We start from the raw sequence: 14,567 nt of genomic DNA on the forward strand, positions 1-14,567 counted from the left end.
CTATCCCATTAAGGCTATTTTACTTGCCATTTTGAACCTGGGCAGTGTTCAAAATCCTCACGTACTACGTGTACGCTCCGGTTTTTCCGCGCTGTCCGTGTTCAAACTGCCTGCGACAATAACGCCTACTGGGATAGGCTCTTAGTCGCGTAACCGGTTGCTTACCGTATCATAACTTGCGCCATGCTGCTGAGCTACTCTTTAAAGTCGTTGGCGTCGAGCTCATGGCGCGCCAGCAGTTTGTAGAATTCAGTACGGTTGCGCCCCGCCATTCTTGCCGCGTGGGTGACGTTGCCTTTGGTAATTTGCAGCAGCTTGCGCAGATAGTTAAGCTCAAACTGATTGCGCGCTTCGACGAAGGTCGGCAGCGCGGTATTTTCCCCTTCCAGCGCCTGTTCCACCAGCGCATCACCGATGACCGGCGAAGTGGTCAACGCCACGCACTGCTCAATCACGTTCACCAGCTGGCGCACGTTGCCGGGCCATTTGGCGGCCATCAGCCGTTTCATCGCATCGTTTGAAAACGCCCGCACAAACGGCTTATGCCGATCGGCAGACTGGCGCAGCAGATGGTTTGCCAGCAGCGGGATATCCTCCGCGCGCTCGGCCAGCGGCGGGATCTTCAGGTTCACCACGTTCAGGCGATAAAACAGATCTTCACGAAACTCGCCGCGCGCCATTGCCTTCGGCAGATCGCGGTGGGTGGCCGAGATGATACGCACATCGATATCGATATCGCGGTTACTACCCAGCGGGCGCACTTTGCGCTCCTGCAATACCCGCAGCAGCTTCACCTGTAGCGCCACCGGCATATCGCCGATCTCATCGAGAAACAGCGTCCCGCCTTCCGCGGCCTGGAACAGCCCCTCCCGGTTGCTGACCGCGCCGGTAAACGCGCCGCGCGCATGGCCAAATAGCTCGGATTCCAGCAGCTGCTCCGGCAGCGCGCCGCAGTTAATGGCGACAAAAGGTTTGTCGTGGCGCGGGCTGGCATGATGAATCGCCTGCGCGACAATCTCTTTCCCGGTCCCGCTCTGGCCGTTAATCAGCACGCTGACGTCCGACTGCGCCACCATCCCGGCCTGTTCCAGCAGACGCAGCATCAGCGGACTGCGGGTGACGATAGCCTGACGCCAGCGCTCATCCGTCGCCGGCGCACTGTGTTCCAGCGCGTCATCAATGGCTTTATACAGGGCGTCTTTGTCCACCGGTTTGGTCAGAAAACCAAACACCCCTTGCTGAGTGGCCGCCACCGCGTCGGGAATCGAGCCATGAGCGGTAAGAATAATCACCGGCATCCCCGGATGCACTTTCTGGATTTCGCTGAACAACTGCAGGCCGTCCATCTCATCCATGCGTAAATCGCTGACCACCAGTTCGACTTTGTCCCGGGCCAGAATACGCAGCGCCTCCGGACCGCTTTCAGCGGTCACGACGCTGTAGCCCTCGCTGGTCAAACGCATTCCCAGCAGTTTTAGCAGACCCGGATCGTCATCCACCAGCAGCAAACGCGCTGGTTTACTGATCGTCATGTATGACCTCCGGAACTTTGTCACTGCCGTGGCTGCCGTCGGAATTAAAATTCCCCCCCGGCTTGCGGCTGGAAAGCTGGCGTTCAATATCGGTGAGGTTTTCCAGCTTGCGGGTGGTTAGCTCAAGCTGGCTGCGCAACTGCTGTTCCTGCAGGCGCAGGGTCTCCAGTTCGCTATCGCTGGACTGCTGCAGCTTCGCGTAACGGGCGCGTTCATCCACCAGCTGCAGTTGACTGTTCTGGCCATCACGCCAGAGCTGATACAGCGGACGCACCTGCATGGCTATCTGCGGGCTGAAGGTATCCAGGCGGGATACCAGTGCGCGGCGTTCATCCGGCGTAATCTTCGCATCCGCCAGCAAAATGCCGCGCTTAAAGGCATCCTGCCAGCTGTCATCATCGTGTCGTTTGGCCTCCGCTCGCGCCTGAACCGGCGCCAGACGGTCGGCACAATCGATCCCGCGTAGCCAGTACAGCGGATTTTTATCGCTGGCTTCGCTCTTCAGCGACCAGATATCGGCGCAGTCGACGGAGAGAAAATCCGCCACCTGGTGCTGCGGCAGCGCGGATTGTGCGGTGTCATTTTCCGTGTGCGGCGAAAACGCGGCGGAACACCCCGCCAGCGCCAGACACGAAATGCCGGGCAACAGCCATCCTTTGAAAGCACGGACCATTACGAAAAAGTGGGACATATTCACCCATTGTAGATTCATGTGTTGGTTTTTCCCGGCTCAGCGGCGGGTAGCGTTATGCGAAAACAGATAAGCCCGGGTTGACTCTCTTCCAGGCTAAGCTCACCCTGCATTTGTCGGACGCAGTCCCGGGCAATACTCAGCCCCAGACCGCTGCCTTTTACCGCCCCTTTACGCTGATGGCTTCCCTGATAAAAAGGCTCGAAAATCATATTTTTTTCCGCCTGCGGGATCGGTTCGCCGCTGTTGATCACGTCGATGCGAACCTGCTCGCCGTGCCGGTAGCTATGAATACGAATGTTACCGGATTCAGCCCCATAGTGCACCGCATTGGAATAGAGATTATCTATCACGCTGATTAATAGCGCCGGTTCTGCCAGGCAGGTACGCTCCGCCAGCTGAATCGCGGTATGCATCATTTTTGCGCGCGCGGGCAAGCTGTGAGCGGCCACAACATTATCAACCAGTTCAGCAATATCAACGATTTCACGCGGGACCGGGCCATCGGCCTGTTTACGATTGTAGTCCAGCAGCTGCTCAATCAGTTTTTGTAGATTGCGGCTGCTGCTATCGAGAATTTCGACGATCTCCTGCTGTTCCGTGGTCAACGGTCCGGCCACGCGGTCGGCCAGCAGCTCGGTACCTTCCCGCATGCTGGCGAGCGGCGTTTTCAGCTCGTGTGAAAGGTGGCGTAAAAACTGATGGCGCTGCGATTCAAGCCAGGCCAGACGCTCGCTCAGCCAGATGATGCGCTCACCGACGGAACGCAGTTCGCGCGGGCCGGTAAACAGCGCCGCGTTATCCAGCGACTTCCCCTCGCCCAGTCGGTTAATCATTTTCTCGATCCCTTTTACCGGGCCGATAATCATCCGGGTAAACAGCAGAACCAGCGCCAGGCTCAGCAGAAAAAGGACCAGCGCCTGCCAGCCAAAAAACTGCCCGCGTTCGGCAATTTCCTGCTGGAGCTGTTGTCCGCGTGAATAAACCACCGTTCGGGTGGCCTGAACCATCTCGCTGTTGGCGGCGGCAAAGGCTTCAAGGCTGGCTCCCGATTGCACATCCGGGCTGCTGTTTTTGCACCTGAGCAGCGCAAGGTCGTTCAATTGCTGGCTCAGCGCCTGCCAGATTTTTTCGTCCGGCAACACCCCGGCATGAGCGTCAAGCATCTCGCTGTAGCGTTTACGCTGATTTTGATAGACCTTCGCCAGCGTCGGATCGTCCAGTACGCAGTACTGCCGGTAGCTACGTTCCATTTCCAGCGACGCGTTCACCATCGCCTCGCTGCGCCGGGCGTCGACAAGCGTCGTGCGGTTAATATGCGCGGCCTGCGCGCTCAGCGCATTCAGGCTCTGCCACGCCTGCCAGGCCAGAACCAGCAGCGGCAGCAGAATCAACACAAACGAGAGCGTGACCAGCTGACGCAACGAACGGGGGAAAAGAGAGATTCGCTTCAAGGATAGGGTCTCAATCATTAGCTCATCACGATGCTAACTGAGGACGCCGGAGAGTAACAGGAGCAATCGACCTTTCTGTTGCGCGAAAGGCGAAAAATAGCCCAGACGACGGGTAAGAGCATCCCGTGGCGCTGCAATAACCGCGGCGATATGGCAAGCATGTCGGCCTGAGAATCGGTAAATTGTCACGCCGCGAATAAAACAAAGCCAGGCATCGGCCTGGCTTTGTTATGGAATAAGGCGGTGCCTAACTCGACGTTTCGCCCGATGGTTGATAAAGCAAAGCTGTTATCAGAAGCTGGACGGCAGGCACCTTGTTGTGCGTCATTCGAAGTTTATGTAGCACGTCCCGAAGGGGCTGACATAAGAAGGTGAATGAGCCACTGCCTGTTATTATGCATTAACTATGCCACATCGCAAAATAAATTATTAACACAATGAAATATAATGGATTTATAGTATTTGACGCGCATTTCCGTCACGGTGTTTTTTTGACCACACTGTCGCCGTTTAGCAACACATAGCGCCATATTTTCTCACCCCATTAAAAATCAATGAGTTAAGTGTCTCCATTTAGCGACATTTCACACCGGCGTTTGTCGGTAATTCCCGACACCCTCAGGCGACCGCCGTCACAAATGAAAAAGCCCCCGCTCAACGTCGGGGGCCTGATACATTACGGTTCAGCCTGACAGGCTGCGCGAACGCGGCAGATCCTGTACAGCTCGCCGGATTAACCCAGCTGTTTACGCGCGTTGCGGAAGATGCGCATCCACGGGCTATCCTCGCCCCAGTTTTCCGGGTGCCAGGAGTTCGCCACCGTGCGGAATACACGTTCCGGATGCGGCATCATGATCGTCGCGCGGCCGCTTTCGCTGGTCACGGCGGTGATACCGTTCGGTGAACCGTTCGGGTTAGCCGGATAGCTCTCCGTCACCTTACCGAAGTTATCGACAAAGCGCAGCGCCACCAGACCTTTGCTCTCCAGCTGAGCCAGATGCGCGCTGTCTCGCACTTCCACCTGCCCTTCACCGTGAGAAACGGCAATCGGCATCATTGAACCGGCCATGCCCTGCAGCAGCAGAGACGGGCTTTGCGTCACTTCGACCAGGCTGAAGCGCGCTTCAAAACGGTCGGAATAGTTACGCACAAAGCGCGGCCACAGGTCGCTTCCCGGGATCAGCTCACGCAGATTGGACATCATCTGACAACCGTTACACACGCCCAGCGCCAGCGTCTGCGGACGGTGGAAGAAGGTGGCAAACTCATCGCGCACGCGCTCGTTAAACAGAATCGATTTCGCCCAGCCTTCGCCCGCTCCCAGCACGTCGCCATAGGAGAAGCCGCCACAGGCTACCAGAGCCTGGAAATCAGCCAGTCCGGTACGTCCCGCCAGCAGGTCGCTCATGTGCACGTCGATCGCATCGAAGCCCGCGCGGTGGAAGGCTGCCGCCATCTCAACGTGGGAGTTAACGCCCTGCTCACGCAGTACCGCGACCTTCGGACGCGCGCCGGTGGCGATGTACGGTGCGGCAATGTCTTCATTGATATCGAAGGAGAGCTTCACGTTCAGGCCCGGATCGTCTTCACGGCGTTTCGCTTCGTGCTCGCTATCGGCGCACTCCGGGTTGTCGCGCAGACGCTGCATCTGCCAGGTGGTTTCTGCCCACCAGATACGCAGCGTGGTGCGGCTTTCGCTGAACACCGGATGCCCTTCGGCGGTGATGACAAAGCGGTCACCTGCCGTCGCCTGACCCAGATAGTGGACACAGTCCGCCAGGCCGTGAGAGGCCAGCAGCGCTTCAACCGCTTCGCGATCCGCGGCACGCACCTGGATAACCGCGCCCAGCTCTTCGTTAAACAGCGCCGCCAGACGATCGTCGCCCAGCGCGGCGATATCTGCCGTCAGGCCGCAGTGGCCGGTAAAGGCCATCTCAGCCAGGGTTACCAGCAGGCCGCCGTCAGAGCGGTCGTGGTAAGCCAGCAGCTTACGATCGGCCACCAGCGCCTGCATCGCATCCCAGAAGCCTTTCAGTTGCGCGACGTCACGCACGTCGGCCGGAACATCGCCCAGCTGACGGTAAACCTGCGCCAGCGCGGTGGCGCCGAGCGCGTTACGGCCTTTGCCTAAATCAATCAGCAGCAGGGCGTTATCTTCCGTGGAGAGCTGCGGCGTCACGGTATGGCGCACATCTTCCACGCGGGCAAAGGCGGAAATCACCAGCGACAGCGGCGAAGTCATCTCGCGCTGCTCGCTGCCTTCCTGCCAGCGGGTTTTCATCGACATCGAGTCTTTACCCACCGGAATGGTCAGGCCCAGAGCCGGACACAGCTCTTCGCCAACCGCTTTTACCGCTTCATACAGACCGGCATCTTCACCCGGGTGACCCGCTGCGGCCATCCAGTTTGCAGAAAGCTTCACGCGATTCAACGCGCCAATTTGCGTTGCCGCGACGTTGGTCAGCGCTTCACCGACGGCCAGACGAGCAGAGGCGGCAAAGTCCAACAGCGCGACCGGCGCACGTTCACCAATCGCCATCGCTTCACCGTAGTAGCTATCGAGGCTGGCGGTGGTTACCGCACAGTTCGCTACCGGAATCTGCCAGGGACCGACCATCTGATCGCGCGCCACCATCCCGGTGACGGTGCGGTCGCCGATGGTGACAAGGAAGGTTTTCTCGGCAACCGCCGGCAAATGCAGCACGCGATTCACCGCGTCGGCGAGAGTGATATCCTGGCGATCCAGCGCATCACCTTTCACTTTCAGGGTCTGCACATCGCGGGTCATTTTCGGCGTTTTACCCAGCAGCACATCCAGCGGCAGGTCGATCGGCTGGTCGTTGAAGTGAGCATCGCCCATGTTGAGATGCAGTTCTTCGGTGGCTTCCCCGATCACCGCGTACGGCGCACGCTCGCGGCGGCACAGCTCATCAAACAGCGGCAGCTGTTCCGGCGCGACCGCCAGCACATAGCGCTCCTGGGATTCGTTACACCAGATCTCCAGCGGGCTCATCCCCGGCTCATCGCTCAGGATATCGCGCAGCTGGAATTTACCGCCGCGCCCGCCGTCGCTGACCAGTTCCGGCATGGCATTAGACAGACCGCCCGCGCCAACGTCGTGGATAAACAGAATCGGGTTTGCATCGCCCAGCTGCCAGCAGCGGTCGATCACTTCCTGGCAACGGCGTTCCATTTCCGGGTTATCGCGCTGTACGGAGGCAAAATCAAGATCCGCGTCGGACTGGCCGGATGCCATTGAAGAGGCAGCCCCGCCGCCCAGGCCGATATTCATCGCCGGGCCGCCAAGGACAATCAGTTTCGCCCCGACGCTAATTTCGCCTTTCTGCACATGCTCGCCGCGGATGTTACCAATACCGCCCGCCAGCATGATCGGTTTGTGGTAACCGCGCAGCTCTTCGCCGTTGTGGCTGGTCACCTTTTCTTCATAGGTACGGAAGTAGCCGTTCAGCGCCGGGCGACCAAATTCGTTGTTAAACGCCGCGCCGCCCAGCGGGCCGTCGGTCATGATATCCAGAGCGGTTACAATACGCTCCGGCTTGCCGAAATCTTCTTCCCACGGCTGTTCAAAGCCAGGGATCCGCAGGTTAGAGACCGAGAAACCGACCAGGCCGGCTTTCGGTTTCGCTCCGCGACCGGTTGCTCCTTCATCGCGGATTTCGCCGCCGGAGCCGGTCGCCGCGCCCGGCCATGGAGAGATGGCCGTCGGGTGGTTGTGCGTTTCCACTTTCATCAGGATATGGGCGTCTTCCTGATGGTAGTCATAGCGGCCTTTTTCGCGATCGGCGAAGAAGCGCCCGACCTGAGAACCTTCCATGACCGCGGCGTTGTCTTTATAGGCGGACAGGACGTAATCCGGCGTCTTTTCGAAGGTGTTTTTGATCATCTTGAACAGCGACTTCGGCTGCTGTTCGCCATCAATGATCCAGTCGGCGTTAAAAATCTTGTGGCGGCAGTGTTCGGAGTTCGCCTGCGCAAACATATACAGTTCGATGTCGTTCGGGTTGCGGCCAAGCTTGTTGAACGCCTCCTGCAGGTAGTCGATTTCGTCTTCCGCCAGCGCCAGCCCCAGACGGAGGTTGGCGTCAATCAGCGCCTGACGTCCCTGCCCCAGCAGATCGACGCTGGTCACCGGCGTCGGTTGATGCTGAGCGAACAGCTTTTCGCCCTCTTCCAGCGTGTCAAAGACGCTTTCCATCATCCGGTCGTGAAGTTCACTCGCGACCGCAGCCCATTGCGCTTCGCTTAGCGTGCTGGCTTCCACATAGTACGCTACGCCGCGCTCAAGGCGCACAACCTGCGACAGACCGCAGTTATGGGCAATATCGGTAGCTTTAGAAGACCAGGGAGAGATGGTGCCAGGGCGGGGGGTGACGAGCAGTAATTTACCGGTTGGGGTATGGCTGTTTAAACTTGGGCCATACTTGAGCAGTCGTGCCAGACTCTCACGCTCATCACCGCTTAACGGCGCGTTCAGTTCGGCAAAATGAACATACTCTGCATATATTGTGCTAACCGGCAGGTTGGCCGCCTGGAAACGTGCCAGCAGTTTATTAACACGAAATGCCGACAGTGCAGGTGAACCACGCAAAATTTCCATCATAAGTCTCTCGTCTTCGCAGCTTTCAATATGAGCCAGGGGGGAAACGGGCGCCATTATAGTGAATCCTGAGCCTCGACGAAACCGTTTGCGTGGAAATAAAATCATTCCCCTGGTTTATCAATTAATGTGACCTCCCTCGCGAATAAGTTGCCAACTGACGCATTCTTAAGCAAAATGCCGCTCATTCGAGGACTCTCTTTTTATTTTTCCGCTAATAGCCTGCTGAGGAACACAGAGCTGCAGAAGATTAACTCTCTGAAAAAATTAAAGATTAATTATCTGCTCATCGGCATTGTGACCTTATTGCTGGCGGCCGCCCTGTGGCCGTCGATCCCGTGGTCAGGAAAGCCGGAGAACCGTGTTGCCGGAATTATGGCGCGCGGGGAGCTGCGCATCAGCACCATCAATTCTCCGCTCACCTTCGCGACCATCAATAACAAAACCTACGGGCTGGATTACGAGCTGGCAGAACAGTTTGCCAATTACCTCGGCGTCAGGCTGAAGGTGACCGTTCGTCAGAACATCAGTCAGCTGTTCGATGACCTTGATAACGGTAATGCCGATATGTTAGCTGCCGGGCTGGTTTACAACTCGGAGCGGGTCAAAAACTATCAGTCCGGGCCAGGCTACTATTCGGTATCGCAGCAGCTGGTCTACCGGGTTGGCACGCCGCGCCCGCGCAGCCTCGCCAACCTCACGGCAGAACAGCTGGTGATTGCTCCAGGGCACGTCGCCATTAACGACCTGCAGACGCTGAAAGGGAATAAATACCCCGATCTCGGCTGGCGCGTGGATGAAAAACGCGGGGCGACAGCGCTGATGCAGGCGGTTATCGATGGCGAAGTGGATTACACCATTGCAGATTCGGTGGCGATTAGCCTGTTCCAGCGCGTACATCCGGAACTGGCGGTCGCCCTGGATATCAGCGATGAACAGCCGGTGACCTGGTTTAGCGCCAGGAGCGAAGACAACTCGCTCCCGGCGGCGATGCTGGATTTCTTCAATAATATGAATGAAGACGGCACCCTGGCGCGGCTGGAAGAAAAATACCTCGGACACGGTAACGGTTTCGATTATGTCGACACCCGGACCTTCCTGCGCGCCGTCGAAAATATTCTGCCGGACCTGCAGCCGATGTTTGAGAAATACGCGCGTCAGATCGACTGGCGCCTGCTGGCGGCCATTTCATGGCAGGAGTCGCACTGGGATCCGCAGGCCACCTCGCCTACCGGGGTTCGCGGCATGATGATGCTGACCCGCAATACCGCGCAAAGCCTGGGATTAAGCGATCGTACCGATGTGGAGCAGAGCCTCAGCGGCGGTATGCGCTACCTGCAGGATATGATGAATAAAATCCCGGACACGGTCCCCAAAGATGAGCGAATCTGGTTTGCGCTGGCGGCTTACAATATGGGGTACGCCCATATTCTGGACGCCATCTCGCTGACAAAAAGGCAGAAAGGCAATCCCGACAGTTGGGCAGACGTCAAGCAGCGCCTGCCGCTGCTCAGTCAGAAACCTTATTACAGCCGGCTGAAATATGGCTATGCGCGCGGTCACGAGGCATACGCCTACGTCGAGAACATTCGCAAATATCACATCAGCCTGGTGGGCTACCTGTCGGAGAAAGAGAAAAAGGATGAGCAGCGGCTGGCGCTTGCCGGAGACTATCCGGCGGTCATGCCGGATGAACTGGATAAGGAACAGCGGGCGCTCCCCTTTTTCCTGTTTCGCGCGGAATCGTTAGTCGACAACGCCAGACTGAAGATTCCCGGACTGTGGCACTAAGCGTCCCCAACCCGACGCGCCTTTTTCAAGGCTTTTTTCTCTTCCCGCCGCCAGCGGAAAAAGTCGCTGAGCATGCCTGAGCACGACTCCGCCAGAATACCTTCACTGATCTCCACCCGATGATTCATCCCCGGATGGTGCAGGACATCAATGAGCGAGCCGGCCGCGCCGGTTTTTGCATCCCGGGCACCAAATACCAGCCGCGAAATCCGGCTATGCACCATCGCCCCCGCGCACATCACACAGGGTTCAAGCGTGACATACAACGTCGCGTCAATCAGGCGATAGTTTTGCAGTACCAGCCCCCCCTGACGCAGCGCCATAATTTCGGCATGCGCCGTAGGATCGTGACGCCCGATAGGCCGGTTCCAACCTTCGCCGATAACCTGATGGTTGTGCACCAGCACGGCGCCAACCGGCACTTCGCCCTCTTCCCAGGCGCGCTTAGCCAGCGTCAGGGCGTGACGCATCCAGTATTCATCGGTCAGTTCATGGTCAGACAAAACGGGCACTCCTGCGGAAAAAGCGGGCCGCATTATACATGGCCGACAGATATTACACACTATTCTAACTGGTGGAGATCGCCCTGCGGGGTGACCCGCCAGCGGTGCTGGCAAAAATGAAGCAACGGATTATCCTGCTCGCTATCGCTATAGCCGCTGTACAGTTGCAGCGGCGCACCGATCTTCTGCTCCAGTTGCGCCACTTTTTCATGGCCCAGACAGCGTAGCGACAGGCCCCAGCCGCCGCAGCGGCGCTCCATCCGACTGGCGATAATGTTCACCCTCGGCAACCAGACGGTATCGCCGTAGACCTGTTCCACCAGCGATTGCGGCGACCCGGTAATCAGCCAGACGTCAGCATCGCGCCGGGTCAGGTAGTCCGACAGTCGGGCCTGCACGACCGGGAAGGCGGTGACGCGCTGGCGAAACCAGCGGACAAAGCCGGCCTCAAGGCGCTTTAGCGCGCGCTCGCTGCGCCCGAATGTCGATGCCCACAGCAGCAGGCTCATCGGCCAGCGCGCCGCCCGGCCATTTACCGCCAGTCCCGCCAGGATAACCGGCAACAGCGGTACCACCAGCAGCAGATTCAGGGGCTGGTGACGCAAGGCGTAGCGTAAGAAGCTGCCGAACATATCCTGTTGATGCAACGTTCCATCGAGATCAAAAAAAACCACTCGCTGCGTGCTGCTCTTCAAACCTGACCTCTTTTTATCCAATGTTGTCTCTGATAGCGCTAGCTTAACAGTCTTGTGCCCTGAACAGAGAAAACATCCGCCGATGTTAAGCCTGGGTTGAGGCAATTCCTCTGCCGTGAATAAATCTCAGCGGTAGAATTTTTAATTCGCCGCAATCCTCTTATAATCGAATACAAAATTCTTTCAGCAGAGGGCGAAGGTTGTCCTGAGGAAAACCGATGAACTGTTTAATCCGCATCCGCCAGCGCTATCCGTCGCTGGCAGCAAGCGATAAGAAGCTGGCAGACTTTATTCTGGCTCAGCCGGACCAGACCCGCCACCTTAGTTCGCAGCAGCTGGCAGGCGAGGCAGGCGTCAGCCAGTCCAGCGTCGTGAAATTCGCGCAGAAGATGGGGTTTAAAGGTTTCCCGGCGCTGAAACTGGCGCTCAGCGAAGCGCTGGCCAGCGCGCCCGATCCTCAGTCGGTGCCGGTCCATAACCAGATCCGCGGCGACGATCCGCTGCGCCTGGTGGGCGAGAAACTGATTAAGGATAACGTGGCCGCCATGCACGCCTCGCTGGATGTGAACAGCGAAGAGAAGCTGCTGGAAGCCGTGGCGCTGCTGCGTCACGCGCGCCGGGTGATTATTACCGGCATTGGCGCATCCGGTCTGGTGGCGCGTAATTTCAGCTGGAAGCTGATGAAGATCGGCATTAACGCCGTTTCCGAACAGGATATGCATGCCCTGCTCGCCACCGTGCAGGCCATGTCGTCAGACGATCTGCTGTTAGCCATCTCCTACTCTGGCGAACGTCGCGAAATCAATATGGCCGCCGGAGAAGCGCTGCGCGTGGGCTGTCGGATCCTGGCGATCACGGGCTTCACCCCCAACGCCCTGCAACAGCAGGCCACGCAGTGCCTGTATACTATCGCCGAAGAGCAGGCGACCCGCAGCGCGGCTATCTCCTCCACCAGCGCGCAGATGATGCTCACCGATCTGCTGTTTATGGCGCTGGTTCAACAGGATCTTGAACATGCGCCGGAGCGTATCCGGCACAGTGAAGCGCTGGTGAAAAAACTGGTGTGAACAGAAAATGGGCGTATAATGCCCGCCCTGTTTGTGTTGTTTCTGAGAATTTCCCGATGGCGCTGTTAATCACCAAAAAATGCATCAACTGCGATATGTGCGAACCGGAATGCCCTAACGAGGCCATTTCGATGGGTCACAGCATTTATGAAATTAACAGCGACCGCTGCACGGAATGCGTGGGCCACTATGAAACGCCCACCTGTCAGAAAGTGTGCCCGATCCCGAATACGATTCTGAAAGACCCGGCACACCTCGAAAATGAAGAACAGCTGTGGGATAAGTTCGTGCTGATGCATCACGCGGACAAAATCTGATACCGCGGGCTGCGGGCGCTAACTCTCTACGATAACCGTGGCACAAGCGTAATGGCGCTCATCGGCCAGCGTCACGTGAATGCTTCTGACGCCCAGACGTTCCGCCAGACTCTTCGCCTCGCCCCATAAACGTAGCTTAGGTTTGCCCAGTTCGTCGTTGTAAACTTCGAACTGATTAAAAGCCAGACCGTTACGGATACCGGTTCCGAGGGCTTTCGCCGCCGCCTCTTTCACCGCAAAACGCTTTGCCAGAAAACGCACCGGCTGCTGGTGCTGCGCCCATATCCCCCACTCGTTGTCGCTGAGCACGCGCCGGGCGAGACGATCGCCGCTACGGGCGATTACCGCTTCAATACGGGCAATTTCAACAATATCGGTGCCCAGCCCCAGAATAGCCATTACGCGCGAGCTTCCCGCATCAGGCGTTTCATTTCGGCAACCGCCTCTTTCAGGCCGCTCATCACCGCCCGACCGATGATCGCATGACCAATGTTCAGCTCATGCATCTGCGGAATGCGGGCAATCGCCTGCACGTTATGGTAGGTCAGGCCGTGACCGGCGTTAACCTTGAGGCCAAGGCTCGCGGCATAGGCGGCCGCCGTCGCGATACGCTCAAGCTCTTTTGCCTGCTGTGCGTCGGTTTCGGCGTCCGCATAGCAACCGGTATGGATTTCGATATACGGCGCGCCGACGTCCGCCGCAGCTTTAATTTGCGCGGCATCGGCATCGATGAACAGCGAGACCAGAATACCGGCATCGGCAAGACGCGTGCAGGCATCGCGCATTTTGTCGCGCTGACCGGCCACATCCAGGCCGCCTTCCGTCGTCACTTCCTGACGTTTTTCCGGAACCAGGCAGCAGAAATGCGGTTTGGTCTCACAGGCGATGGTCAGCATCTCTTCGGTGACCGCCATCTCCAGGTTCATTCGGGTATCCAGCGTCTGGCGCAGAATGCGGACATCGCGGTCGGTAATGTGACGGCGGTCTTCGCGCAGGTGCACGGTAATTCCGTCGGCGCCAGCCTGTTCGGCGATAAAGGCCGCCTGTACCGGATCCGGATAGGCCGTGCCGCGAGCGTTACGCAGTGTCGCAATATGGTCAATATTGACCCCTAACAGTAATTCAGCCATGACAATCCTCATTGATCGTTATTCGTTTTATCTGCTGCTTGCGCCGCGAGGGCGGGCATAAACTGGCGAAACAGCTCCCGGCTCTTCAGCGGTTTACCGCCAAGATAGGGTTTCAGGGCGATACGGGTAAAGCGCTTTGCGGCACGTAGCGCATCGCTATCCGGGAACTCACGGTTAGCCAGCGCCTTCAGATGGTGCCCGGTAAAGGTGTTGTTATCAATAACCACGCTGGCGATAAAGCCTTTTTCTTCACGGTAGCGATAGGTCATGGTGTCATCCACCGCTTCGCCGCTGCCGGCACAGTGGAGGAAATCGACGCCATAGCCCAGATGCCCCAGCAGCGCCAGTTCAAAACGGCGCAATGCCGGCTCCGGCGTACCGCTTGCGCCAGCCAGCGCCTGCAGACAGTGCAGGTAATCGAAAAAGAGTTCGGAGAAGCGCGTTTCATGTTCGAGCACGCGGGAAAGCAGTTCATTGACATACAGACCGCTGTAAAGCGTGATGCCGCTGAGCGGAAGAGCCAATGAAACGGCTTCGGCGCTGCGTAGCGTTTTCACTTCGCCACGGCCGCCAAAGCGCAGGAGTAAGGGGGTAAAAGGCTGGAGAGCGCCCTTGAGGTTGGAACGTCTGGAACGTGCGCCTTTTGCTACCAGGCGCACGCGGCCCGACTCTTCCGTGAAGACGTCCAGCATCAGGCTGGTTTCGCTCCAGGGACGACTATGCAGAACGAAAGCGCGCTGCCAGCCTTCCATCATACTCGTCGTCTTTC

General features: G+C 57.9%; 12 protein-coding genes. 3 read left to right on the top strand and 9 right to left on the bottom strand.

The window, feature by feature from the left end; genetic code table 11:
* Positions 1 to 194: 194 nt before the first annotated feature.
* The 4 genes from glrR to purL all read right to left on the bottom strand — a co-directional run bounded on the left by glrR (position 195) and on the right by purL (position 8,298).
* On the bottom strand, positions 195 to 1,532 hold the full coding sequence (gene glrR / locus FNY10_RS15245) for a two-component system response regulator GlrR (RefSeq protein ID WP_141963889.1): 1,338 nt from the start codon (positions 1,530 to 1,532) through the stop codon (positions 195 to 197).
* Positions 1,519 to 2,223, bottom strand: a complete 705-nt coding sequence (gene qseG / locus FNY10_RS15250; RefSeq protein WP_160703315.1) for a two-component system QseEF-associated lipoprotein QseG — start codon at positions 2,221 to 2,223, stop codon at positions 1,519 to 1,521. The genes glrR and qseG overlap by 14 nt, the downstream gene beginning before the upstream one ends.
* A gap of 17 nt (positions 2,224 to 2,240) precedes the next feature.
* Positions 2,241 to 3,677, bottom strand: a complete 1,437-nt coding sequence (locus tag FNY10_RS15255) for a sensor histidine kinase (protein ID WP_160703317.1) — start codon at positions 3,675 to 3,677, stop codon at positions 2,241 to 2,243.
* A 733-nt stretch (positions 3,678 to 4,410) separates the two neighbouring features.
* Positions 4,411 to 8,298 (bottom strand): phosphoribosylformylglycinamidine synthase, encoded by a 3,888-nt coding sequence (gene purL / locus FNY10_RS15260; RefSeq protein WP_131048745.1) that lies wholly within the window; start codon positions 8,296 to 8,298, stop codon positions 4,411 to 4,413.
* Between the two features lie 255 nt (positions 8,299 to 8,553).
* Here purL and mltF point away from each other — a divergent pair, with 255 nt between their 5' ends.
* On the top strand, positions 8,554 to 10,086 hold the full coding sequence (gene mltF / locus FNY10_RS15265) for a membrane-bound lytic murein transglycosylase MltF (protein WP_227699440.1): 1,533 nt from the start codon (positions 8,554 to 8,556) through the stop codon (positions 10,084 to 10,086).
* On the opposite strand, the gene tadA is transcribed toward mltF, so the two are convergent.
* Both tadA and yfhb read right to left on the bottom strand, forming a co-directional pair.
* Positions 10,083 to 10,622, bottom strand: a complete 540-nt coding sequence (tadA, locus tag FNY10_RS15270; protein ID WP_160703036.1) for a tRNA adenosine(34) deaminase TadA — start codon at positions 10,620 to 10,622, stop codon at positions 10,083 to 10,085. The genes mltF and tadA overlap by 4 nt on opposite strands.
* A gap of 26 nt (positions 10,623 to 10,648) precedes the next feature.
* Positions 10,649 to 11,284: a phosphatidylglycerophosphatase C gene (yfhb, locus tag FNY10_RS15275; RefSeq protein WP_131048743.1), complete on the bottom strand. Its 636-nt coding sequence runs from the start codon at positions 11,282 to 11,284 to the stop codon at positions 10,649 to 10,651.
* Between the two features lie 218 nt (positions 11,285 to 11,502).
* Here yfhb and FNY10_RS15280 point away from each other — a divergent pair, with 218 nt between their 5' ends.
* Entirely contained in the window at positions 11,503 to 12,351 is an 849-nt protein-coding gene (locus FNY10_RS15280) for a MurR/RpiR family transcriptional regulator (protein ID WP_100683360.1), read from the top strand.
* 56 nt (positions 12,352 to 12,407) lie between these two features.
* Positions 12,408 to 12,668, top strand: coding sequence for a YfhL family 4Fe-4S dicluster ferredoxin (locus tag FNY10_RS15285; RefSeq protein WP_100683361.1), 261 nt, complete (start codon positions 12,408 to 12,410; stop codon positions 12,666 to 12,668).
* A gap of 18 nt (positions 12,669 to 12,686) precedes the next feature.
* Here FNY10_RS15285 and acpS read toward each other — a convergent pair whose 3' ends face one another.
* From acpS to recO, 3 genes are read right to left on the bottom strand one after another with little or no spacing between them, the layout of a single operon-like run.
* Positions 12,687 to 13,067: a holo-ACP synthase gene (gene acpS / locus FNY10_RS15290; protein WP_160703038.1), complete on the bottom strand. Its 381-nt coding sequence runs from the start codon at positions 13,065 to 13,067 to the stop codon at positions 12,687 to 12,689.
* Entirely contained in the window at positions 13,067 to 13,798 is a 732-nt protein-coding gene (pdxJ, locus tag FNY10_RS15295; RefSeq protein WP_131048741.1) for a pyridoxine 5'-phosphate synthase, read from the bottom strand. The genes acpS and pdxJ overlap by 1 nt, the downstream gene beginning before the upstream one ends.
* Before the next feature lie 8 nt (positions 13,799 to 13,806).
* Positions 13,807 to 14,550: a DNA repair protein RecO gene (gene recO / locus FNY10_RS15300; RefSeq protein ID WP_160703319.1), complete on the bottom strand. Its 744-nt coding sequence runs from the start codon at positions 14,548 to 14,550 to the stop codon at positions 13,807 to 13,809.
* Between the last annotated feature and the right edge of the window lie 17 nt (positions 14,551 to 14,567).

It is taken from the genome of Klebsiella sp. Lac1 (assembly GCF_009825425.1).
Taxonomy (GTDB): Bacteria; Pseudomonadota; Gammaproteobacteria; order Enterobacterales; family Enterobacteriaceae; genus Klebsiella; species Klebsiella electrica.

What these genes read in the sequence shown, in the direction of transcription:
- glrR (WP_141963889.1), bottom strand. Translation starts at nt 1,532, where the DNA reads ATGACGATCAGTAAACCAGCGCGTTTGCTGCTGGTGGATGACGATCCG.
- qseG (WP_160703315.1), bottom strand. Translation starts at nt 2,223, where the DNA reads ATGTCCCACTTTTTCGTAATGGTCCGTGCTTTCAAAGGATGGCTGTTG.
- purL (WP_131048745.1), bottom strand. Translation starts at nt 8,298, where the DNA reads ATGATGGAAATTTTGCGTGGTTCACCTGCACTGTCGGCATTTCGTGTT.
- tadA (WP_160703036.1), bottom strand. Translation starts at nt 10,622, where the DNA reads ATGCGGCCCGCTTTTTCCGCAGGAGTGCCCGTTTTGTCTGACCATGAA.
- FNY10_RS15280 (WP_100683360.1), top strand. Translation starts at nt 11,503, where the DNA reads ATGAACTGTTTAATCCGCATCCGCCAGCGCTATCCGTCGCTGGCAGCA.
- FNY10_RS15285 (WP_100683361.1), top strand. Translation starts at nt 12,408, where the DNA reads ATGGCGCTGTTAATCACCAAAAAATGCATCAACTGCGATATGTGCGAA.
- acpS (WP_160703038.1), bottom strand. Translation starts at nt 13,067, where the DNA reads ATGGCTATTCTGGGGCTGGGCACCGATATTGTTGAAATTGCCCGTATT.
- pdxJ (WP_131048741.1), bottom strand. Translation starts at nt 13,798, where the DNA reads ATGGCTGAATTACTGTTAGGGGTCAATATTGACCATATTGCGACACTG.
- recO (WP_160703319.1), bottom strand. Translation starts at nt 14,550, where the DNA reads ATGGAAGGCTGGCAGCGCGCTTTCGTTCTGCATAGTCGTCCCTGGAGC.